This is a genomic window from Sphingobacterium allocomposti (genome assembly GCF_008124885.1).
Lineage (GTDB): Bacteria > Bacteroidota > Bacteroidia > Sphingobacteriales > Sphingobacteriaceae > Sphingobacterium > Sphingobacterium allocomposti.
Genome location: NZ_VNHX01000021.1, coordinates 38,663 through 60,487, shown reverse-complemented (window position 1 = coordinate 60,487; position 21,825 = coordinate 38,663). Strand labels below are relative to the sequence as shown.

General features: G+C 46.6%; 17 protein-coding genes. 6 read left to right on the top strand and 11 right to left on the bottom strand.

Features of this window, described 5'->3' with window-relative positions; genetic code table 11:
* The first annotated feature begins 516 nt into the window (after positions 1–516).
* Entirely contained in the window at positions 517–2,982 is a 2,466-nt protein-coding gene (locus BC792_RS14320) for a YfhO family protein (RefSeq protein WP_148909696.1), read from the top strand.
* Positions 2,983–3,384: 402 nt separating this feature from the next.
* Here BC792_RS14320 and BC792_RS14315 read toward each other — a convergent pair whose 3' ends face one another.
* Positions 3,385–3,981, bottom strand: a complete 597-nt coding sequence (locus BC792_RS14315; protein ID WP_148909695.1) for a ribonuclease HII — start codon at positions 3,979–3,981, stop codon at positions 3,385–3,387.
* A 176-nt stretch (positions 3,982–4,157) separates the two neighbouring features.
* Here BC792_RS14315 and BC792_RS14310 point away from each other — a divergent pair, with 176 nt between their 5' ends.
* The 4 genes from BC792_RS14310 (at position 4,158) to fabD (ending at position 10,524) form a co-directional block, all read left to right on the top strand.
* Complete coding sequence (locus BC792_RS14310; RefSeq protein WP_148909694.1) at positions 4,158–4,880, top strand: hypothetical protein; 723 nt, start codon at positions 4,158–4,160, stop codon at positions 4,878–4,880.
* 10 nt (positions 4,881–4,890) lie between these two features.
* Positions 4,891–7,710: an outer membrane beta-barrel protein gene (locus BC792_RS14305; protein WP_246155095.1), complete on the top strand. Its 2,820-nt coding sequence runs from the start codon at positions 4,891–4,893 to the stop codon at positions 7,708–7,710.
* Between the two features lie 160 nt (positions 7,711–7,870).
* Positions 7,871–9,100, top strand: coding sequence for a M16 family metallopeptidase (locus BC792_RS14300; protein ID WP_211357548.1), 1,230 nt, complete (start codon positions 7,871–7,873; stop codon positions 9,098–9,100).
* Between the two features lie 539 nt (positions 9,101–9,639).
* A complete protein-coding gene (fabD, locus tag BC792_RS14295) occupies positions 9,640–10,524 on the top strand; it encodes an ACP S-malonyltransferase (protein WP_148909692.1) in 885 nt (294 codons plus the stop codon).
* A gap of 150 nt (positions 10,525–10,674) precedes the next feature.
* On the opposite strand, the gene trhO is transcribed toward fabD, so the two are convergent.
* From trhO to BC792_RS14245, 10 genes are all read right to left on the bottom strand, one after another.
* Positions 10,675–11,655 (bottom strand): oxygen-dependent tRNA uridine(34) hydroxylase TrhO, encoded by a 981-nt coding sequence (trhO, locus tag BC792_RS14290; RefSeq protein ID WP_148909691.1) that lies wholly within the window; start codon positions 11,653–11,655, stop codon positions 10,675–10,677.
* 91 nt (positions 11,656–11,746) lie between these two features.
* Positions 11,747–11,983, bottom strand: a complete 237-nt coding sequence (locus tag BC792_RS14285; protein WP_211357547.1) for a DUF3820 family protein — start codon at positions 11,981–11,983, stop codon at positions 11,747–11,749.
* Positions 11,964–12,716, bottom strand: a complete 753-nt coding sequence (locus BC792_RS14280; protein WP_148909690.1) for a glycosyltransferase family 2 protein — start codon at positions 12,714–12,716, stop codon at positions 11,964–11,966. The genes BC792_RS14285 and BC792_RS14280 overlap by 20 nt, the downstream gene beginning before the upstream one ends.
* Positions 12,717–12,718: 2 nt before the next feature.
* Positions 12,719–13,627 carry a glycosyltransferase gene (locus BC792_RS14275; protein ID WP_148909689.1) on the bottom strand — a complete coding sequence of 303 codons (909 nt, stop codon included), beginning with the start codon at positions 13,625–13,627 and terminating at the stop codon, positions 12,719–12,721.
* Between the two features lie 86 nt (positions 13,628–13,713).
* Positions 13,714–14,592 carry a glycosyltransferase family 2 protein gene (locus tag BC792_RS14270; RefSeq protein WP_148909688.1) on the bottom strand — a complete coding sequence of 293 codons (879 nt, stop codon included), beginning with the start codon at positions 14,590–14,592 and terminating at the stop codon, positions 13,714–13,716.
* Positions 14,592–16,064, bottom strand: a complete 1,473-nt coding sequence (locus tag BC792_RS14265; protein WP_148909687.1) for a lipopolysaccharide biosynthesis protein — start codon at positions 16,062–16,064, stop codon at positions 14,592–14,594. The genes BC792_RS14270 and BC792_RS14265 overlap by 1 nt, the downstream gene beginning before the upstream one ends.
* A gap of 36 nt (positions 16,065–16,100) precedes the next feature.
* Positions 16,101–16,844 (bottom strand): DeoR/GlpR family DNA-binding transcription regulator, encoded by a 744-nt coding sequence (locus BC792_RS14260; RefSeq protein WP_148909686.1) that lies wholly within the window; start codon positions 16,842–16,844, stop codon positions 16,101–16,103.
* A 36-nt stretch (positions 16,845–16,880) separates the two neighbouring features.
* Positions 16,881–17,882 carry a hypothetical protein gene (locus BC792_RS14255; RefSeq protein WP_148909685.1) on the bottom strand — a complete coding sequence of 334 codons (1,002 nt, stop codon included), beginning with the start codon at positions 17,880–17,882 and terminating at the stop codon, positions 16,881–16,883.
* A gap of 276 nt (positions 17,883–18,158) precedes the next feature.
* Positions 18,159–18,884: a YebC/PmpR family DNA-binding transcriptional regulator gene (locus BC792_RS14250; RefSeq protein WP_148909684.1), complete on the bottom strand. Its 726-nt coding sequence runs from the start codon at positions 18,882–18,884 to the stop codon at positions 18,159–18,161.
* A gap of 6 nt (positions 18,885–18,890) precedes the next feature.
* Positions 18,891–19,835 (bottom strand): NAD-dependent epimerase/dehydratase family protein, encoded by a 945-nt coding sequence (locus tag BC792_RS14245; RefSeq protein ID WP_148909683.1) that lies wholly within the window; start codon positions 19,833–19,835, stop codon positions 18,891–18,893.
* A gap of 443 nt (positions 19,836–20,278) precedes the next feature.
* On the opposite strand from BC792_RS14245, the gene BC792_RS14240 reads away from it, so the two are divergent.
* Positions 20,279–21,268 (top strand): aspartate-semialdehyde dehydrogenase, encoded by a 990-nt coding sequence (locus BC792_RS14240; RefSeq protein WP_148909682.1) that lies wholly within the window; start codon positions 20,279–20,281, stop codon positions 21,266–21,268.
* The last annotated feature ends 557 nt before the right edge of the window (positions 21,269–21,825 follow it).

Here is a 21,825-nt window from a genome sequence, read left to right as displayed (position 1 = left end):
GCTCCGTAGAACGGCAAGCCTTGCATCGGACAGGAGCTGTGTCATTGCCCGCCGGCTACCGGCGCTAACGGCAACCTATTCCCCTCTACATTAACACATTTTTGCTGATAATCTCAAATCATTTCTATATTTTTGGCACTTAATATAACTAATCGTTGCTTGATTTTACAGCTTACAGCGTGTTTGTATTCTCTATAACGGAGCCGCATAAGGAGGCTAACATATATAGGCAGATATTTAAGTTAACAACAGATATGAAAGGTCGATGATTGCCAGACCTAACGGGGTGAGCTCATTGAAGCAACTGAAAATAGACAAAGTCAATATACACAAACGACCAAGAAGTCGCATGAGCGCCAGAAGAAGCAAACAAGTTACGGACAAATTAATTTGGACACTCCATATGGCCATTAAAACCGTCCAAAGCAGCATGAAACGAGCTCATGAATGCCATTGAGAAAAAGCGCGATAGAATATATTGAAATAGATACTAAAGAATAAACAATTGATTTACATATGAAACAGTGGTTTAAGGAAAACTCGACGCATTTAATAGTTATCGCCATCTTTATTGTGTTGGTGTTTTTTTATTTTTCGCCGATCTTCGGAGGTAAGACGCTTGTTCAGTCCGACGTCATTCAGGCGGAAGGAAGTCAAAAGGAACTCTTCGACTACCGGGCGAAAGATGGACATGCTCCACTGTGGACAAACTCGATGTTTGGCGGGATGCCCACCTATCAGATATGGTATGAACACGCAAGCAACGTCACCAGTTATATAAACCGTGGGATACGGGCGATCTTTCCGGTGCCGACGGATATCGTATTGCTGTACCTGCTGGGAGGCTACTTTCTGCTTTCTGTATTGCGGGTTAGGCCTTGGCTTGCTGCGGTTGGAGCGGTAGCCTTAGCCTTTACATCGTATAACTTTATTTATATCGAAGCGGGGCACGTGAACAAAGCCTATGCTATCGCCTATATGGCTCCTATCATCGGGGCAATGTTGCTGTGTTTCCGGGGCAGCCGTTTGTGGGGACCGGCACTGCTTGCTTTTTTCCTCGCGATGGAAATCCGCACGAACCACGTGCAGATTACATACTACCTGTTTATAGCTATCTTGGTATACGTATTTATCGAACTTTATCATGCTATCCGCAATAAGGAACTAGGCAATTTTGCAAAGGCGGCGGCTCTTCAGCTTGGTGCAGTAATTATAGCCGTTCTTGTGAATGCATCCGTGCTGTTTCCGACCTACGAATACAGCAAACTGACAACGCGGGGAAAGGCTAATATCCAGAAGGTAGAGGAAGGCGGAGGCAGCTCCAGCGGGTTGGATAGGCAATACGCATATGAGTGGAGCCAGGGAGTCGGCGAGAATATCACTTTCTTAATCCCTAATGCCTATGGTGGACGATCTGGGGGCGTATTGGGAGAAGACTCGGAGGTTGCCAAGTTTTTTAAAAAAATGGGTCTTCCAGAGGGACAGGCGAAGCAGATTGCGCAACAAATTCCGACGTATTGGGGTGAAAAGATGTTTACGTCGGGACCGTGGTACTTCGGAGCCGGCGTATGTTTCCTGTTCGTTCTGGGGCTGATCATTGTTAAGGGGCGTATCAAGTGGTGGATCGTAGGCGCCACGACGCTCTGTATCTTCTTAGCTTTCGGACGCCACTTCCCATTGGTATCTGACCTGTTTTTCGACTATTTTCCGATGTATAACAAGTTCAGAGCGGTGGAATCTATTTTGGTCATTCCGGCTCTGCTGATGCCGCTCCTCGCGGTACTGGCGGTCAACGAGCTGTTTTTACGGGGAAAAGAGATTCCGAACATCCACAAGACTGTGCTATATACCTTTGCGGGCGTCGGCGGATTCTGTTTGCTGGTTGCGTTAATGCCAAGCTTGTTTTTAGATTTCAAAAATTCCGGACATCAGGACTATATCGCGTCGATCAGTCAGCAGCTCGGCGATCAAGGTGCGGGCAACGAATTTGCCAAAGCGCTAATTAAAGATAGGACATCGATTGCAACAGGCGATGCGTATCGTTCGTTCTTCATCGTGGCAATCACATTTCTCCTTGTTTGGTTCTATCTGAAGAACAAACTAAGTGTACCGGTGTTTGTCGCTATATTGGGCATTGTCACCCTTGCAGATCTTTGGGCAGTAGACAAACGCTATCTAAACAATGACTCGTTTGTGGAAGAGCGCGCCAAGACGCATGTCGTTGAGCGTGAGGTCGACCAGTTGATACGTCTCGATAAGGATCCAAGCTATCGGGTCATGGACCTGACAACCAATCCTTTCTCCGACGCACGGGCATCGTATTTTCACAAAAGTATAGGCGGTTATCATGCGGCCAAATTAATGCGCTTCCAAGAGGTGCTGGAACACCAGTTTAACGGAGCGATAAACGAAGATGTGCTGGATATGTTGAATGTTAGGTACTTAATTACGCGTAATCCGCAGAATGGTGCAGAACAAATCCAACGTAGGAGCACGGCTGCCGGCAATGCGTGGTTCGTAAATAAGGTGACTTTTGTGAAGGATAACGCCCAGGAAATGCAGGCGATCAGTAGCTTCGATCCGCGTAAGGAGGCCTTTGTGCACGAAGAATTTAAAAACCAGTTGAACGCCTCCCGACTCGGAGCCCCAGCAAATGCGGAAATTAAGCTAACTTCTTATCATCCCGACACATTAAGATATGAGTCGACGTCGCCAAACGATGCTTTTGCGGTTTTTTCGGAAGTATATTATGACAAGGGGTGGAAAGCGTACATTGATGGTCAGGAAGTGCCGATTATCCGCGCGGACTATCTGCTTAGGGCGCTTCAGATTCCGGGGGGCAACCACACCATAGAGTTTATATTTGCTCCGTCCTCGGTTCGTATCAGCAATATCGTTTCGTTGATTGCTTCTATCGTACTAATCGGAGGTCTGGTGGTTGCGGTCTGGCTTACTTTAAAACGAAAAGCCAAGAAGGGGTAGCCGTGTGAAGGGAAGTTAATAAGGCAGATAGCTTATGGCAGATAGCAGATGGCTATGAACTGTGAAGTCGTTGATTTGTAAAGGCGTGAAGTTAATAAGGGCAGATAGCTTACGGCAGATAGCAGATGGCTATGAACTGTGAAGTCGTTGATTTTGTAAAGTCGTGAAGTTAATAAGGGCAGATAGCTAATGGCAGATAGCAGATGGCTATAAGGCGTGAAGTCGTTGATTTGTAAAGTCGTGAAGTTAATAAGGGCAGATAGCTTACGGCAGATAGCTATAAGGCGTGAAGTTGTTACTTTGTAAAGTCGTTGAGGGAAGCTAATGGCTAAGGGCAGATAGCTGTGGAGACGCAAGATCTTGCGTCTCACTACTCAAATCTAAATTCTCACTTCCAATTAACTAGAATAGTTTCAATTGAGGGTCTGTAACCCTGAAAGTTTTTCGATGATGTGGAGAGATGCCGAACTCAAGGACGGCGTTCCGATGTTTTACCGTTGGGTATCCCTTGTTGGACAACCAGTCGTAGTGAGGAAAATCTTTTGACAGACCATCCATATATTCGTCGCGATAGGTTTTGGCCAATATGGATGCTGCGGCGATCGAGAGGTATTTGCCATCGCCCTTTATGACGCATTGGTGCGGGATATTTTGATACGGCTTGAAGCGATTTCCATCGACAATGATGTAAGCCGCTTTTGTTTTTAAGCTATCAAGCGCCCGATGCATGGCCAAATAAGAGGCGTTCAGAATATTTATCTTATCGATCTCTTCAGCAGACACACTTGCTACGGCGAAGTCCAGTGCCTCGCGCTCGATAATCGGGCGGAGCTCGGTACGCTTTTTTTCCGACAGTTGTTTAGAATCATTCAGCAGCGCGTTGCGGTAGTCTGGAGGAAAGATAACAGCGGCGGCAAATACCGGTCCCGCCAGACATCCTCTTCCTGCTTCGTCACAGCCAGCTTCGATAAACTCATGTTGGAACGTAGAAAGTAACATGGTACGAAATTACAAAAAATATCAATTAATGCCCGGTTTGTTGCCGATTAGTGCCCGTAAGGGGCAAAATCGATGTAACTTATCTGTTATTGCACCCTATTTACACTAATTTACACTTCTTCTTATTTCCTTTGTAATTAAAATAAAAGACAGCTCAATTAAACAAGAAAGCGAATATGAGAAAGATTTTTGTCGGTTTACTATGCTTATTCGGTTTTCTTTCGGCGTCCGCTCAAAAAAAGCAACCGTTTCAGATCGGACAATTTCTCCCTTCAGCTATCGATGGAGATCTGTCGGAATGGCCTACATTGGTCGACGCGGCCCCTGAAGGCCCTTGGTCGTATCAGCTTGGTCAGGATGATTTAAATCTTTATGTGGCTGTCCGGGTGGCAGATCCGGCGCTGCAGCTAGCGGCCGTCAGAAATGGCATTTTATTTAGCATGTTGGCTGAAAGAAAAAATCAGCAGGATGCGGTGTTACTATTTCCCCATCCGGATAGAGAGGTGAAGCGGGCTATACAAAGTCAGGATTTCGGGTCTCCCACGGATGTAAAGAGTGAACTAATAAGCCGTTCCCGAGGCTATTTTGCACGGGGCTTTCGTGCGGTTCCGGATGGCATACTATCGCTGCAGAACCATTATGGTGTAAAAGCCGTTGCCAAGATCGAGGACGATGTATTATATTACGAAGCTGTGTTGCCCAAAGCGCTGTTGCAGCGGGATAGTGGCCAGCTGATACAATTGAAGATAGGTATTTACGACGGTTTTTCACTACTGCAGCTTCCCAAGGCAGCCAGCACGCGGGCGGCCATGCAACGTAGTCCGTACGCCGTAAAGCGCGGAAATTCAGGAAAGGACCGACCTACGATGGAGGTGTGGCTCGAAACCACAATTAACTAAAGATGAGAAGATGAATAATATGAGAATTGTAACGGTAGTTTTGTTTTTTTTTCTTACCCTTTCCGTCACAGGGGCATATGCCCAGCGAGGCAGGACGGTACAGGGAATGTTGCGGGACAAAGAATCGCGGGTGGTCGCGGGTGCCTCAGTACAGCTGGTCGACGGGAAGGATACGTTAGGCACGAGTTCCTCTCCCGCCGGAATCTTTACGTTCGAAAACGTGAAATCCGATCGGTTTACCATTAGAGTGCGTAGCATCGGCTTTGAACCGTTTGAGAGGGAATTTACGTTCCCGGCAGGTCAGGAGAAGATGGTTCTTTCCTCTTTCGAACTGCAAGGGATAGCGAATATGTTGGAAGAAGTGGTCGTAGATGGCGTTCTGACTGTACAGGTTAAGGGCGATACAGTGGAGTATTCTACCAAGGATCTGAAACTGCGGGAAGGATCTGTTGCCGAAGATGCGCTGAGAAAGCTGCAGGGAGTGGAAGTTGATAAAGACGGTAATGTTACAGCCCAGGGCGAGTCTGTCACCCGTATTCGGATTAACGGCAAGGACTTCTTCGGCGGAGACGTAAAAACGGCAACCCAAAACTTACCGGCTAATATTATTCAAAAGATCCAGGTCGTGGACGACTATGGAGACATGGCTAATTTGACAGGCAACCGAACGGGAAGCTCTGAGAAGGTGTTAAATATCCAGATTGACCCGCAATACAACAAGGGGTATATGACTACCTTACGAGCCGGGTATGGTACAGAAGACCGCTATCAGGCAACGGGAATGTGGATGGGCCTGACGGATAAGTCCCAAGTATCTGTCCTGGCCAACTTGAACAATATGAATGCGCAGCTCTTCGACTTCAATACAATGGGGGGTGGGGCCCGCCGTAGACAAGGCGGAGGAGGACGCCCCGGGGGCGGGGGCTGGAACAATGCGCAAGGATTGACGAATACAGGCTCTATCGGTGTTAATATCCGGCATGACTTTAGCGACAAGCTGAAAGTTTACGGAAGCTACTCTTTTGGGCGTGATGATAATACAACGTTGTCGACCACGAGCACCTATAATTTTGGTTTGGACCAGCGTGACGAGGCGAACTCTGATAACAACAGCATCCGGGCGAACCACCGTTTCGAAGCTAATTTAGAATGGAATATTTCGGATAAAGATTATATAAAACTAACTCCCCAGTTTGGCATAGACAATAACGACGGCCGGGCCTTTGATAACAGGACGATCTTTTTTGGTGACGTACTGAACAATATACAGCGTCAGCAGACCATGACAGAGACCTATTCGCCGCGTTATAGTATTAGCGGTTTATACAACCGGAAGCTCAATGACAAAGGCCGGAATTTATTCCTCAATTTTAATTATGATAATGCGTCGACAGAAAGCGACTTCAATCGCGTGCTGGATAATCTCGTTGCCAGCCAGACGGATCCGGATGCCTCTCTTGATTCTATCTATGAACTCACTGTTCAGGAGGTGATGAACAAGAGCTGGAATGCAGGCGGAACGTTGTCGTATACCGAACCCTTAAGCGAAACGGGGCGGTTAGAGTTCACCTACGATCTTAATGTTAATGATTACGATAATAATAATAGACAAAACGGCTATGATCGTCTCGGCGGCATCATCAATGATCCCCGGCTTAATTACGACTATAACTACGATTATTCGTTTTCTACACACCGCGTAGGAGCTAGTTTTATCCATAGCGGCGAGAAAATGGTGTATTCGATCGGTGCGGCTGTTATGCCAACGATATTAAGCGGAAATGCCTTCAGTACGTCGGAATCGGCGATTATTGACAGGCGGAATTTTAACGTTATTCCGATCGTGCGCTTTGAATATAAATTTTCGCGACAAAAAAATATAAGCATCAATTATTCCGGGTCCGCTACGGAGCCGGGGGTATCGCAGATACTTCCGTTTGAAGTTAGTACCAACAGAACCAATACGGTTATTGGTAATCCAAACCTCGATCCGGAGTTTCAACATCAGATGCGTGTCCGGTACCGTAGTGGCGACTTCCAGAAGGGGAACACGTTTTTCGCCATGCTAAATGCCAACTTAACGAATAACAAGATCGTCGGGTTTAACAAAATTTATGCAGACCCTACGGTAGGTTCGTTTCAGGAGATACGATATTTAAATGCGTCGGATGATAACGTTTACGGTGTAAACTCGTTTTACCACTATGGGAAATCGTTAAAGGAGAAGACGTATAATATCATGTTAATGGGGTCGGTGAATTTTAATAAGAATATCTCCTATATCTCGAGCGATCCCGACGCGGTCGAAGGAGAAAAAAATATAGCGAACAACTGGGTGTTTATGCAGGGGCTGATGTTCCGTTACAATCCGTCTGAAAACCTAGAAATCAATCCGGGAGTACGCTATTCTTATAATGTAACCGATAATACGTCTTCCAGCGCGGGCAATAGGGCCGTGTCGTCATGGACGCCGAACCTGATTGGATCGGTCAACCTGACGCCGACGACTATCTTTGGCGTGGACTTGTCGAAAACGTTTAATAACGGTTATGGCAATTTTAATCAGAATCCCTTCATTATCAATACATATCTCGAACAGCGTCTGTTAAAAGGACAACGTGGGACAATTCGTCTCCAGGCGTTCGACCTGCTCAATGAGCAGACCAATATTTCGAGGACGGTATCCGACTACTTCATCACGGATAGCCGGACAAATAGGCTCGGACGTTATTTTATGTTGACATTTACGTTCAGGCTACAGAAGTTTTCGGGCATGGCGCCTCAACAGGAAAATCGTTTCCCTGGCGGCATGCGTCCTCCTAGAATGTAAAAATAATCACATATGTGCGGTACATTAACGGCTGTAATCGGAAGAGGTTATAGCCGTTAACTATTTATTGCGTACCTTTGCCTCTTGGATTTTAATCAAGCCAGCGGCTACCGCCCGCAGAGGCAAGGGGTTTAGGCTTGTTTATTTTATTTTGAAAAATATGGAATATGAAGTTATCCGTTTGGATAATGGAATTAGAGCGGTGTTTCATCGGCAAACATCGCCTATTACCCACGTATGTCTCGTCGTCAATGCTGGTTCCCGGGATGAGGAAGAAGGGATGTTTGGGATAGCTCATTTTATTGAACATCTTCTTTTTAAGCAGACGGAACGACGTTCCATGAAGCAGATCCTCAATCATTTGGAAGCGGTTGGCGGCGATCTGAACGCCTATACGACTAAGGAGTATACGTGTGTACATGCGTCGATCCTCCAGCCCCACCTCGGGAAGGCGCTCGATCTTTTCGAGGATATTATGTTCCATTCGACCTTCCCTGAAGAGGAGATGGAAAAGGAAAAGGGGGTGATAGCGGATGAGATGGCTTCTTATCTGGATAGCCCGGAAGAATCTATTATTGATGACTATGAAGATCTTATTTACCGGGGCTCGGGCCTTGGACACAACATTTTAGGGCTAGAAAAAGACTTGCATACGTTTGATAAAGGAAGTATACAGCGATTTATACAGCAAAACTATCACACGCATGAAGTAGTCATCGGAATCACGGGCGACTACAAATTGGAGACGGTGGAGAAGATGTTAAGACGTTATTTCGAACCGGTCAAGGAAAATAAGCCTACGCGGAAGCGGGGGGAGGTACGTCTGACTGTCAAAGAGCATGTGGAGATAGCGAAACCAATTAATCAGGTACACTATATGTTGGGCGGAGGGGCATATGGTTTACACGACGAGCGTAAGACGGGTTTATTGTTGTTGAACAATATGCTGGGCGGGTTTGGGATGAGTTCGATTCTGAATTTGTCCGTCCGCGAAAGATATGGCATAGCCTACACCATAGAATCTAATTACACGCTTTTTTCGGACACGGGTTTGTTTACGATTTACCTCGGCACGGACGAGGAAAAGGTACAACGGGCAAAAAAGCTTGTTTTTAGGGAGCTTGACAGGCTAACCACAAAAGCGATCTCGGACGGTCAATTGCTGAAAGCTAAAAATAAGTTTAAAGGTCAGATCGCCTTGGCTGAGGAAAACAGGATGAGCATGATTATTGCCGTTGCTAAAAATATTATGGACTATGACAGGGTTATCTCATTGAGCGAAGTCTTTGACAAGATTGATGCCGTGTCCGCTGGGGATCTGCTAGACATAGCGCAGGATGTTTTTGATGAGCGGAACCTGAGTTCGCTGGCTTTTGTCCCGGAGAGATGATTGTGCTGTGGTTTTGGTCGCGACCGGCGTCGAAAAAGGCGTGAAGCCGTAAAGTTGATAATTAGTAAAGTGGTTAAGGGAAGCTTATGGCAGATAGCAGATGGCTATAAGCTGTAAAGTCGTTGATTTGTGAAGTGCGAGGCTAATGGCTATTAACCGTAAAGTCGTTGATTGGTGAAGATGTAAAGCTAGATAAGTTGATAGGGTTAATAAGGTTGATAAGGTTGCTGATTCGTAAAGCTAACACCGGTTTCTGACTTCTAATCACGAATCACGATCTATCTCCTAACCCCTAACCCCTGATTTCTCACTTCTAATATCTAATATCTCACTTCTAATCACCAAATCCGCTTTACACTATATCCGCAGGTCTGTAAGCGGTCGATGACGAGCCTAATCGGATTTTGTCGGGCCCCGTGTTATTACATATGAACTATAATCTTTATTTTTATCCCCAGTTATGCACGGCGACCGTGATTTCAGAGGCATAGAGAAGTATACCATCTTTAACAAGTTATTTTTTACTTTTTAGTTTTTTAATGAAGACAGCTTATATATTTCCGGGACAGGGGGCCCAATTCGTAGGAATGGGGCAGGAGCTCTATAACCTGAGCGAGGACTCCAAAGCATTGTTTGAAAAAGCAAATGACATTCTGGGTTTTCGTATCACAGACACCATGTTTTCTGGTACAGACGAAGATTTAAAGCAGACCAAGGTAACGCAGCCGGCCATTTTTCTACATTCGGTTATCCTTGCGAAAGCGCTGGGAGAACGGTTTCAGCCGGCGATGGTCGCGGGTCACTCCTTGGGCGAGTTCTCGGCGCTAGTTGCTGCAGGAGCACTATCATTCGAAGACGGCCTTAAACTGGTTTCACAACGGGCGAACGCCATGCAAAAGGCCTGCGAGGCAGAGCCATCGACGATGGCCGCGATTCTTGGGCTTGATGACGAAACCGTTGAAAAGATCTGTGCACAGGTGGAAGACATTGTCGTGCCGGCGAACTACAATTGTCCTGGACAACTGGTTATTTCGGGTACGGTCGAAGGAATTGATAAAGCCTGCGCTTTATTGACGGAAGCAGGCGCAAAAAGGGCGCTAAAGTTGAATGTGGGAGGAGCATTCCATTCGCCGTTGATGGAGCCCGCAAAGCTAGAACTGCAAAGGGCAATCGAAGCAACAGAGTTTAGCACGCCGATTTGTCCTATCTATCAAAACGTTGATGCCAAGGCATACACGGATCCCGCACAGATCAAAGCCAACCTAATAGCTCAGCTTACCGGAGCGGTACGGTGGACGCAGACTGTAGAGCACATGTTGGCCGACGGCGCAGATACATTTGTGGAGGTCGGGCCGGGCAACGTACTACAAGGGTTGGTCAAAAAAGTCGACCGGTCGGTACAGACCTCATCTGCCACTTTATAAAAGGGCGTGCAGCCAACCGGGACGACATTGTTATGTTAAGGGAGCGGCACTAAAAAAACGAAGCTATCTATCGGTATAAGCCGTAGATAGCTTCGTCTTCCTTCTGTATAAGGGTGGCTGAACCTCCATCAGCCTTATATTTTTGCACGGCTAGGCCGGCTCCTGAGGAGAGAACTTCTTGTGTTTTCTCTTGCTTACTTTCTCGGCATTGACAGGCTGCGGTATCTTAACATAGTAACCAGTTCCGTCGTATTCCCTTCTGCGGGGATGCTCCATGCAGGTCGTCGAACAGCAGCCCTTCATCTCCCAGCCACATTCATCACATTGTGTGAAATGTTCGTTGCATTCCGGATTGGCGCAGTTGATCATTTTAGGGGTAACTTTTCCGCAGTTTTTGCAGGTCGATACGATTGTCGGATTAACCGAGTTGACATCAACGGTGACACGATTATCAAAAACATAACATTTTCCTTCGAAATCTTTGCCTCCGGCTTCCTTTCCGTATTTAATAATTCCTCCGTGCAGTTGATATACGTCCTGAAAACCTTCTTTTAATAGCAGCGCGGATGCTTTCTCGCATTTGATACCGCCAGTGCAATACGTTAGTATCTTTTTGCCCTTGTATTGCTCGAGTTCCTTTACTTTTTCCGGAAACTCACGGAAATTTTCGATGTCCAGCGTTACGGCGTTTTTAAACCGGCCAACACTGTGCTCGTAATTTGAGCGAACATCAAGGATCACGACATCATCCCGATCTTTCATCTCCATAAATTCCTTCGGCTCCAGATGTTTCCCCGTCTGTTTGTTCGGATTGATGATTTCGGGATTCCGTAAGCCGGAGTGCACTATTTCCGGCTTATAACGGCAATGCATCTTGATAAACGAAGGCTCCTCAACATCGTCAATTTTAAAATCAGTCTTGGCGAAGCGGGGATCTGCGTGCACAGCTTCCATATAGCGCTGGCAGGCCTCCGCAGTTCCGGACACCGTTCCATTCAACCCTTCGTCAGCTACAATAATGCGTCCGACAAGATTTAAAGATTTACAGAATTCTAAATGTGTTGCCGCAAACTCTTCGGCGTTTTCGATGGGGCTGTAACAATAGTACAGCAGTGTTTGATACTTACTCATATGCATTGATACCGCTGCAAACGGCGTTTAATGATTAAAAAAATGTTAGCGCAAAGATACGAAAAAAAAAACGACCGTGGGCTGAGGGAAGTCACTTTTTGATCAGGGGCTTCAACAGATGCTCGAGGCCGTTAATTTTTATTTCATAGAGAGTAGCCAACTGCATACCAAGCTTTCCGGGTGGGAAGCCTTTCCGTTGGAACCATACGAGGTAGGGTTCCGGGAGGTTACATAATAACCATCCCTGGTATTTCCCAAAAGGCATTTTCGTATTTGCAAGTTGGACCAGAATATTCGGGTCGAACAGGTTATTCTTTGGTGTTTCCATGTTTTAAACGGTATAGGAGTAGACGGATAGCGATGACTCCATGATTGATTAAATTGGGAATGGCGCCGTAATATTTAGAAAATATACGATACCGCTCCTGCAGGCTTTGCCGGTGACGTTGTTGGGACATCCCTCCGACAAGATACTTAGCGACGTAACAATGAGCATTAACAATGTGCCTTGCCTTCTTTGCGGCGCGGATAACCCAGTCGATGTCAGCGCTAAGTTGGTATTGTGTATCGTAGGGTTCTGCAAGTTCGCGCCTCACGTAGATGGCTTGGTGGCAGACATTCATGCCGTATTTAAAGGACTTCCACGTAAACACCTCGGGTGTTTTATGCCTCCGGTCGCCGAGAACATTCCGCTGCTCGTCTACCAGTTTTGTTTCTCCGTAATAGATGTCGGCGTGGTCGTTGCCGCTAAATATTTTTTCCAGGGTCGTGCTTTCATAGAGCTCATCACCGGAGTTCAAAAACAGGACGTAATCTCCGGTTGCAAGCCGGAGGCCTTTGTTCATGGCGTCGTAGATTCCGTTATCTTTTTCAGAGATAAGAATGTCTATATGAGATCTGTATTGTTCGATGACATCGAGGGTGCCGTCTGTGGATAGACCGTCAATAACGATGTATTCAACCGATGTGTAGGTCTGATCCGCCACCGACCGGAGTGTGTACCCGATATCGCGGACGTTATTAAAAACGACGGTGATAATGGAAATTTTTGGTTTTGTCACGGTTATATATTTCGTGTTTTTTTTAATATGTAGCGGATTATCCGCTCGATCAGATTTCCCTTTCGGTGCTTATAAAAATATTTAATCGCGGCATAGGCTTTCGGGTTCTCCGTTATTTCTGTCGGAAAATATTTCAATTTACTTTGAGCGAGCTCCACCCGGTATACGTTGTCTATATCCGAATGGGTACCGGAGCCGTCCGTACCGATATTTTGGATCATCGATGTCCGGGGATAGAGAGCGAGCCCACGGTGTTTAAACATTGAAAGGTACCAGCGGATAGCCCAGGAATTATTTTTTCCGGCTTTGAACTCTTTAACCTGTTTCCAGAAATTTTCGGTGCCGTCTATGGTGAAGTCGCGGATATCCTGTCGGCTAAGGTCTTTTGTCAGTTCGTGGATGTCGGGGTTAAATTTATCCCATGCTCGCTTCCAAGTAGCCCACCCCCAGCTATTCGCTACCCGGAAGAAAAACGACTTTGGCAGACGCTTCGGGTGCTGCACCGGATACATGTAACCGCTGATCTCCATGACGCGTTCTTCATCTGCATAACGGAGCAGTGCATCGTTAAAGTAGGTAAGCGCATAAGGAGATGTTTCCAGATCGTCTTCCAGTATGATGGCTTTTCCGTGTTCGTTAATGATCCTTGTCACTCCGTCGATCACATTTTCGGCCAGTCCCCAATTGCGGGTACGTTCGATAATCGTGATGTGCTGAAACTCCCATGGTTCTCTAATAACCGCGCGAACTTCATTAACAGCTTCCACGGAGTCTGCGTTCTTGGGTGCATCAGAAACAATATACAGCAGTGAGTCTTTTGCCAAAAGGTTCTTTTCAAGCGCCGTTAGTGTGCGCCGGGTGTGTTTCGGCCGGTTGTAGACAAACAGTATGATGGGGGCAAGATCTCGCATGTAAAACAAAAGAAGAAAAAATATGCCAAAAGTAGAAAAAAGCGGTCTATTATGGACGAAAAATTAAACATGCCCTCTATGGCCGGCTATATGTACTTCCTGTGTCCATTGCCGGATTCCTTATTTTCTTTTCTTGTCCGGACAACAGCGCGCGTCCGTCCTATCAGGGCTACGGATATTCGGATGTAGGCAGTGAAAGAAAGCGCAGTACTTTTAGTAACCGCTTTTTTTAGCGCCGCTATTACGGAATAACCGAATGCTTTTATAAAAGTATAGTTGATGTTGGCGTATTCGGTCAGAAAATATACAAACTCGCTTTTATAAATGGCTGTCTCCGGGAGCTTTTCCGGCCGGGATTGCCTATCATGGTAAGCAATGGCCTGCTGGTTTACAGCGATCGTGAGCCCATGATAGCGGAGGCGGTTTGCGAAGTCTTTGTCTTCTCCATAATGATAGAACAGCGGCGAAAACGCACCGATGCGCGTGAGGGTCGTCGAGGGGATGAGCCAAAATGCTGCATTTATAAATGGGGCTGTCGTATTTTCGAGACGTAGATCGAGCGACTGGATATAGTGATTAAACCCTTTATCTAGAGCTTGCGTGGTACCGTCGTAATGTAACGGAGAGATGACGCCTACATGTTCGGGATACGAAGTGTTTAGTAGGTTGTTGAGGCAATCTGGATGTACCCAGGCATCCTGATTTACCAAGAACACAAAATCATAGTTGTTTTTGAGCGCATATTGGATGCCCAGGTTATTCGCCCTGCCGAAGCCTAGGTTTTCATTGTTTTCGATTAATAGGACCTCCGGGTACTTTTGACGGATCTGTACGGCGGTATTGTCTCGCGAGGCATTGTCGATTACGATAACATCTGTTGGGTATGTCGAATTCAGCAGACTCGACAGGCATTTGTCCAGCCATGGTTCAAAGTTATAGGAGACAATAATACTCAATACCCTCATCACATTTTTTTTAAAAAGAAATCTTTAATTTCGAGAAACATTGATCGCGAATGGAAAAAACATAGAGCCAGATAAATGCCTCCCATTGATAGCAAGCTCATAAAGAGACGGATGTATGGTTCCGCGAGGCTGTCTATCCATAAGGCAGTGCCTATAAAGCTAATGAGCGCTGTGGCCGCGTATAGATAGACATCTTTGAACAGAAAGGAAAAGCTGTAATTTAAGCTGTCTTTGCAAATGATATACCATGTGTTAAGCCATATCATGTTAAGAACGGTATAGGCCCCGAGAAGATAAAGCAGCTTGACATCCTTCAGCATAAAGAACAGGGCCACCTGCAGTAGTCCGAAACTAATGATGTTCCACATGTACACCGTCGAGTTTCCTCTGCTGAGCGTATAATTCGAAAAAGCATTGCTAACGACGGCGAAGGCTCCCCCGAAAGCGACCACCTTGAGATATGCTGCACTGGTAGCCCATTTCGCGCCAATGGTTAGTACGATAAAGTCGTGGGAAATTAAGGCCAGTCCAAACATCATCGGAAATGTGATGAACGAGATAAGTGATAACACCTTTCGGAATACACGGATGCGTCTGGCGTCGTCTCCCTGGGCAACCTCAGTCATTAGCGGCTGTATTAGGTTGTTCGATATGCTTAATATCAAGGTTTGCCCCATGAGGTTCCATTTATTGGCTTGATTGTAGTGTCCCACAGTGGCGGTCGGGAAAAACTTACCAAGGATTGTAGTCAGAAAGTTGTTGTTTATGTTAATAAAAACATTGGTAATCAATAACTTACTGCTGTATTGCAGGAGTGGTTTTATCGGCCGGAGGTCGATGCGAAAGGTGGGACGAAAGGCAGAGAAATAGGCGAAGCTGGCGTTGACAATAAGGCAATATGTGAGATTTTGGACGATGAGCGACCAATATCCAAGCCCAAAGAGTGCGGCAAGAACCCCTGAGACGCCGCCAATGACGACAGCAAGCATCGTCGCGATGCCCCGCTCGCGGATGAGTAGATTCCGGTTAAGGTAGGCGCTGTGCGATACACCGAAACTGCTGATAAGAAAGTTTAAAAATGCGACCCGCGCGAGTGTGGTGAGTGCAGGAATCTCAAAGAAGCGGCTGATAAGCGGACTGAGAAGGAAAAGGGTGGCATACAACGCTGCGCCTACGGTAATGGAGCACCAGAACACAGCGTTATAATCTTTATGCGTAATATCTCTCTTAATGCTTAAAGCACTGACAAATCCAGATTCCGTCAGCGCAGCAGCTATGGCGGAGAAGATTGTCAGTATACCGACGATTCCCATGTCTTCGGGCATGAGTATACGTCCCAGGACGATGCCGAATGCCAGGGCAAAAATCTGTTGAAGCCCGTTTGAAAGACCTCCCCACAAAAATCCCTTCGCTGTTTTCGCTTTTAAACTTTCTTCACGCTCGGTAGAGGGCATAGCTGCTTTTTCCTGCAAACCTAATCAATTTCTGCGAATCAGTAGCTTTTTTAGTTATAGCACGGTCAATGACTTTGAGAATTCCTTTAGCTTTGGGTGTCCCGGGTCGAGGTCGGTGACCAGATAGGATACATCCCGCAACGGAGCAACACGCATTTTCTGATTGGAATTGAGTTTCTCCGTGATACTAAGGATTGCCACACTTTTAGAGCACTTGATCATGGCTCTTTTGATCTGCACTACTTCCCAGTCGGAGTCAGTAATACCTTCGTCAAGCGACAAGCTGTTGGTTCCTAACAGGCAGAGATCAACGCGTAGATCGGAAAGCTCATTGATCACCTGGGAGCCGGTGACAATATTCGTGTTCCGGGATAGTTTTCCGCCAATCAGAATAACTTCGATGTTTTCCTTTTCAGCGAGCTCTAGAGCGACGAGCGGACTGATCGTGAAGAAGGTACAATGGATGTCGTTCGGCACGAGGCGGGCTAACTCGATCATCGTGGTGCCGCCGCCGACCAGGACGGTCATTCCGTTCTGAATGAGCGAGATTGCCTTTTTGGCGATTTCTTTTTTCGATTCCTTCGCGTATACGTTTCCTTCCTGAAAAGGGAATTGAAAAGATTTGGATAGTGCCCCTCCATATACTTTGAGCACTTGGCCGTTTTCTGCCAGCTCGTTAAGATCCCGTCTAATGGTATCTTCCGAAACATTCAGCTGTACGCTTAAATCAGACGATAACACCTTGTTGTGTAGGTTAATCTGGTGTATAATATAGGCTTGTCTTTCTTCCTTTAACATATGTTAATCAATTAGTTGCGATAGTAATTAGTTTTGTTATTGGGACGGATTGTCACCTGTCGGTTTATTTTCTTTCATGCCGGGCTTGAACCGGGGCTTGAATCCGGTAGGTTTGCTGGCCGGCGGACTGTCCTGCTGCGTGTCTGCGTCGGATTTCTGGTCCGCATCGGGCTGGGGTTCGGCGGTTTTTGTTACGCCGGGCTTGAACCGGGGCTTGAATCCGGCAGGTTTGCTGACCGGCGGATTGTCCTGCTGCGCCGCTGCGTCGGATTTCTGTTCGGCAGCGGGCTGGGGTTCGGCGGTTTTTGTTACGCCGGCTTTGAACCGGGGCTTGAATCCGGCAGGTTTGCTGACCGGCGGATTGTCCTGCTGCGTCGCTGCGTCGGATTTCTGTTCGGCATCGGGCTGGGGTTCGGCGGTTTTTGTTACGCCGGCTTTGAACCGGGGCTTGAATCCGGTAGGTTTGCTGGCCGGCGGACTGTCCTGCTGCGTGTCTGCGTCGGATTTCTGGTCCGCATCGGGCTGGGGTTCGGCGGTTTTTGTTACGCCGGGCTTGAACCGGGGCTTGAATCCGGCAGGTTTGCTGACCGGGTTGTCCTGCTGCGCCGCTGCGTCGGATTTCTGTTCGGCAGCGGGCTGGGGTTCGGCGGTTTTTGTTACGCCGGCTTTGAACCGGGGCTTGAATCCGGCAGGTTTGTTCTGGCTATCGGAAAGGACGTTTTGCCTTGTGGCTGAAGTAGGTCCGCCCGACGTGTGTTCGGATGTCTCCTCCTTCTGCAGGGGGGCGGCAACAGTGTTGGTGCGTTGTCTGTCGGCTTGCCCCTGCGTATCGGCCCGCTCAGCTTGTTCGGGTGCTGCTTTTGGCAGCGGATACTGCCGACGGAGTTTATTAAACCAGAATTTCTTGGTATGGTCGAAGCTCTTTTCGCCCATTAAAGCATAATGAAGCCGGAAATCATCATAAAGGGGCCGGTTATCAGCTTGTAAAAGCGATACGTCTATTTTCTTTTTGGTGAAAAACTCCTCGAACGTTACCATCTCAAACGATAAATTTAAGAAAAATTTAATAAACTTGCTACGAAATTACATGTTAACCTTCAGCCGATGCGGAGTTGCAATGCGTATCACTATGAAGCATTTTTATCAAAAAGGAACAGTAGGACTAGGCACGTGAGGCTTCGGCAGACTCAGCCTGACGATGTCATGCTGAGCTTGCCGAAGGGACAGTACAGACGCTGTCGCGACCTCGGGATAAAATATAACTTTTTTCCGGAGCGGAATTTCGTCGTACAGCCTATATCGCCGGTATAAAGCTTACTCCATATTATGGTATACAGCTTGGACGTCATCGTCTTCCTCGATCTTGTCGATCATTTTGAGTACGTCCGCAGCCTGTTCTTCTGTTAACGTTGTATGGGATAATGCGATTCTTTCCAGTTTTGCCGACTTAACTTCGATACCCTTTTCTTCCAGTAGACTTTGCATATTTCCGAAATCTTCGAACGAGGTTTGGACGACAATAACATCATTTCCTTCCTCGTCCGCTTCTATGTAAAGTTCTTCTAAACCGCCGTCAATGAGCTCGAGTTCCAGTTCTTCCACATCCAGGTCTTCTGTAGCATTGAAGCGGAAAATAGATTTACGTTGAAAAATAAAGTCCAACGACCCCGTTTTTCCCAATGATCCTCCCGCTTTTGTAAAATAGCTACGGATGTTGCCCACCGTACGGTTGGTATTATCTGTTGCCGTTTCGATAAGCACAGGGACCCCATGAGGGCCATACCCCTCGTAAACATATTCTTCGTAGCCCTTCGCGTCTTTTTCAGAGGCCCTTTTAATTGCAGCTTCTACGCGGTCTTTTGGCATGTTGACCGCCTTCGCATTTTGGATAGCGGTACGTAGACGGGAGTTATTTTCGGGGTGGGGGCCGCCCTCTTTTACAGCAATAGCAATTTCTTTTCCTAAACGCGTAAACTGTACTGCCATTTTGGCCCAGCGCTTAAATTTTCTTTCTTTTCTGAATTCAAAGGCTCTACCCATTTTGTATTAGTTTGTTTTGAGGTTTCTGATCATGTCTTTTGTCATGGTTTCCAAGTCAAATGTTGGCTTCCATCCCCAGTCCAGCTGAGCATAAGAATCATCGATGCTGGCAGGCCAGGAGTCTGCAATAGCTTGACGGGGATCGTTCTCGACGTAAGACATCTCAAAATTAGGAAGAATTTTTTTAATTTCTTCGGCAATTTGGGCGGGGGTGAAAGAGATTCCTGCCAGATTATAGCTGGAGCGGATACGGATGTTTTCCGACGGCGCTTCCATAAGCTCTATGGTGCCACGCACAGCATCTTCCATATAAAGCATCGGCAACTCAGTGCCGGCAGAGAGGAAGCAACTGTATTTTCCGTGTTTCAACGCTTCAAAGAAGATGTGTACCGCGTAGTCGGTTGTTCCACCTCCGGGAGCGGTTTTCCAGGAGATAATGCCGGGATAACGTATGCTTCGGATATCTAGTCCATACTTGTGGTGATAGTATTCGCAGAGACGCTCGCCGGCCAGTTTGCTGATGCCATAAATACTGTTCGGATCCATTATGCAATACTGTTCGGTGTTTTGCTTAGGAGAATGTGGTCCGAACACGGCGATCGAACTTGGCCAGAATATCTTTTTTATGCCAAGTTCCAGTGCTAAATCCAACACGTTTAATAGGCCGTTCATATTCAGGTCCCACGCCTTTTGCGGGTATTGTTCGCCGGTGGCGGATAGCATGGCGGCGAGGAGATATATCTGTGTGGGTTGATGCTTGGTCAGAAGGCTTTTCAACGCTTCTTTATCTAAGACATTAATCGTCTCGAAAATCTCCCCTTCCTTTAGTGTTTCGGGGTGCCGGATGTCGGATGTGATTACGTTTCCGGTGCCAAATTTTTGGCGCAGGGCAACGGCTAATTCGGATCCGATCTGGCCGTTTGCCCCGATGATAATTATACGCTCTTTCATTGGGACAAAGATAGTTGATTTTTTGTCAAGAGTGAATACAGTGGAGGGTTGTGGATGTGCGCTCTCCTATCCTTCAAGGTGCAAAGTGTACAAGGCCGCGGTGCGTATGGTAGGCCCTATGTTTCTCATTTAATCTGCTGGAAGAAGCTTTTGTTAAGTTTCGGTTCCAGAAAAAACCAATGGTTTGGAATTGAAGTAATGCGTGATCTTTCTCAGATGGACAGCGCTCCCAATTGAAATCGTCTAAAAAAATAACGGTAATTGTTGTTCGATTATTAGAAAAATAAGCATTCTGCTAAATGTCTGAAAAAGAAAGCACGGTCTGATTGCAATTTACAAAATAATTATAAAAGGAATCGTGTATTTTTTGTATGTTTGATACCTTAGAGTAAAATCTTAAAATTTAATCATTAATAGACAAACAAAACAAATTTAATTAAACTATGAAAGTTGCAGTAGTAGGCGCAACGGGCCTTGTTGGGTCAGAAATTTTGACCGTTTTAGCAGAACGTAATTTCCCGGTAACAGCATTGATTCCTGTCGCATCAGAAAAGAGTAAGGGTAAGGAGATCGAGTTTAAGGGGAAGAAGTATAAGGTCGTGACGCCAGCTGAAGCTATTGCTCTTCAACCCGATGTTGCGCTGTTTTCCGCGGGAGGAGGTACGTCAACGGAGTTTGCTCCGCAATATGCGGAGGCGGGGATCACGGTGGTCGACAATTCTTCTGCATGGCGCATGGATCCTACAAAAAAGTTGGTCGTTCCGGAAGTTAATGGCGATGTTTTAACTGCGGAAGATAAGATTATTGCAAATCCGAACTGCTCAACGATTCAAATGGTGGTTGTGCTCAAGCCGCTGCACGAGAAATATAAAATTAAACGCGTGGTCGTTTCGACCTACCAGTCTGTGACGGGAACAGGAGTGAAGGCGGTAAACCAGCTTATGGATGAGCGTGCTGGTAAAGAGGGCGAGAAAGCATATCCCTACCAGATCGATTTGAATGTCATTCCTCACATTGATGTGTTTCAGGAAAATGGATACACGAAGGAAGAAATGAAGATGATCAAGGAAACGAACAAGATTATGGGCGATGACAGTATCCGGGTTACGGCAACTACCGTTCGTATACCGGTAATGGGCGGACACTCGGAGTCCGTGAATATTGAGTTTGAAAACGACTTCGATCTTCAGGAGGTGCGCCAGCTATTAGAAGCACAGGAAGGCGTCATTGTGGTTGATGACCCTGCTAACCTGAAGTATCCGATGCCTAAAGATGCACACGGTAAAGATGAAGTGCTCGTGGGGCGTATACGCCGTGACGAGTCGCAGGACAAAACATTAAATCTCTGGATTGTAGCAGACAACTTGAGAAAAGGGGCGGCAACCAATGCCGTCCAAATAGCCGAGCTATTAAACAAGAAGGGGTTGATCTAATCGTTTAGGATACTCAAAAATAAACCCGGCGCATAACAAGGTGCCGGGTTTATTTTTGCGGTTGTACGCTATATAGGCCGCCGCGATAGCCCGCGTAGGGAGAGTGCTTAACGTATCAAATCAATCGTTGCTATTCATGACGAATAATCCCGGAGGGATTACATGGCTACAGCCTATGAGAGGAAGAACGATTCGACTATGAAGGATTCGTATATGGATGCTGTATTTCTATGGTTGTATGACCCTTCCCAAGATCAACTCTTTTACACCTTCACAAATCAACGGCTTTAAAATTCCCTTTCGGATTCTTAACGTGGCGACCAGTTAATTGTTTCTTGTGAGGCAATGTTGGGCTCTGACGAAGAGCGATATGTCTATCCTTCGACGGGGCTCACAACGCCATCGTTGTTGAAACACCCTTCGATATTGTCAGGCTGAGTGCTTTGTCAGGTTCAGTACAGGCTCTGTCGAAGCTTCAGGCTTTCGGACATAAGTAGGCGCTATAAAATGCAATGGGGTAATAAAAAAGGAAGCCGCCTCAATGTGAAGGCGGCTTC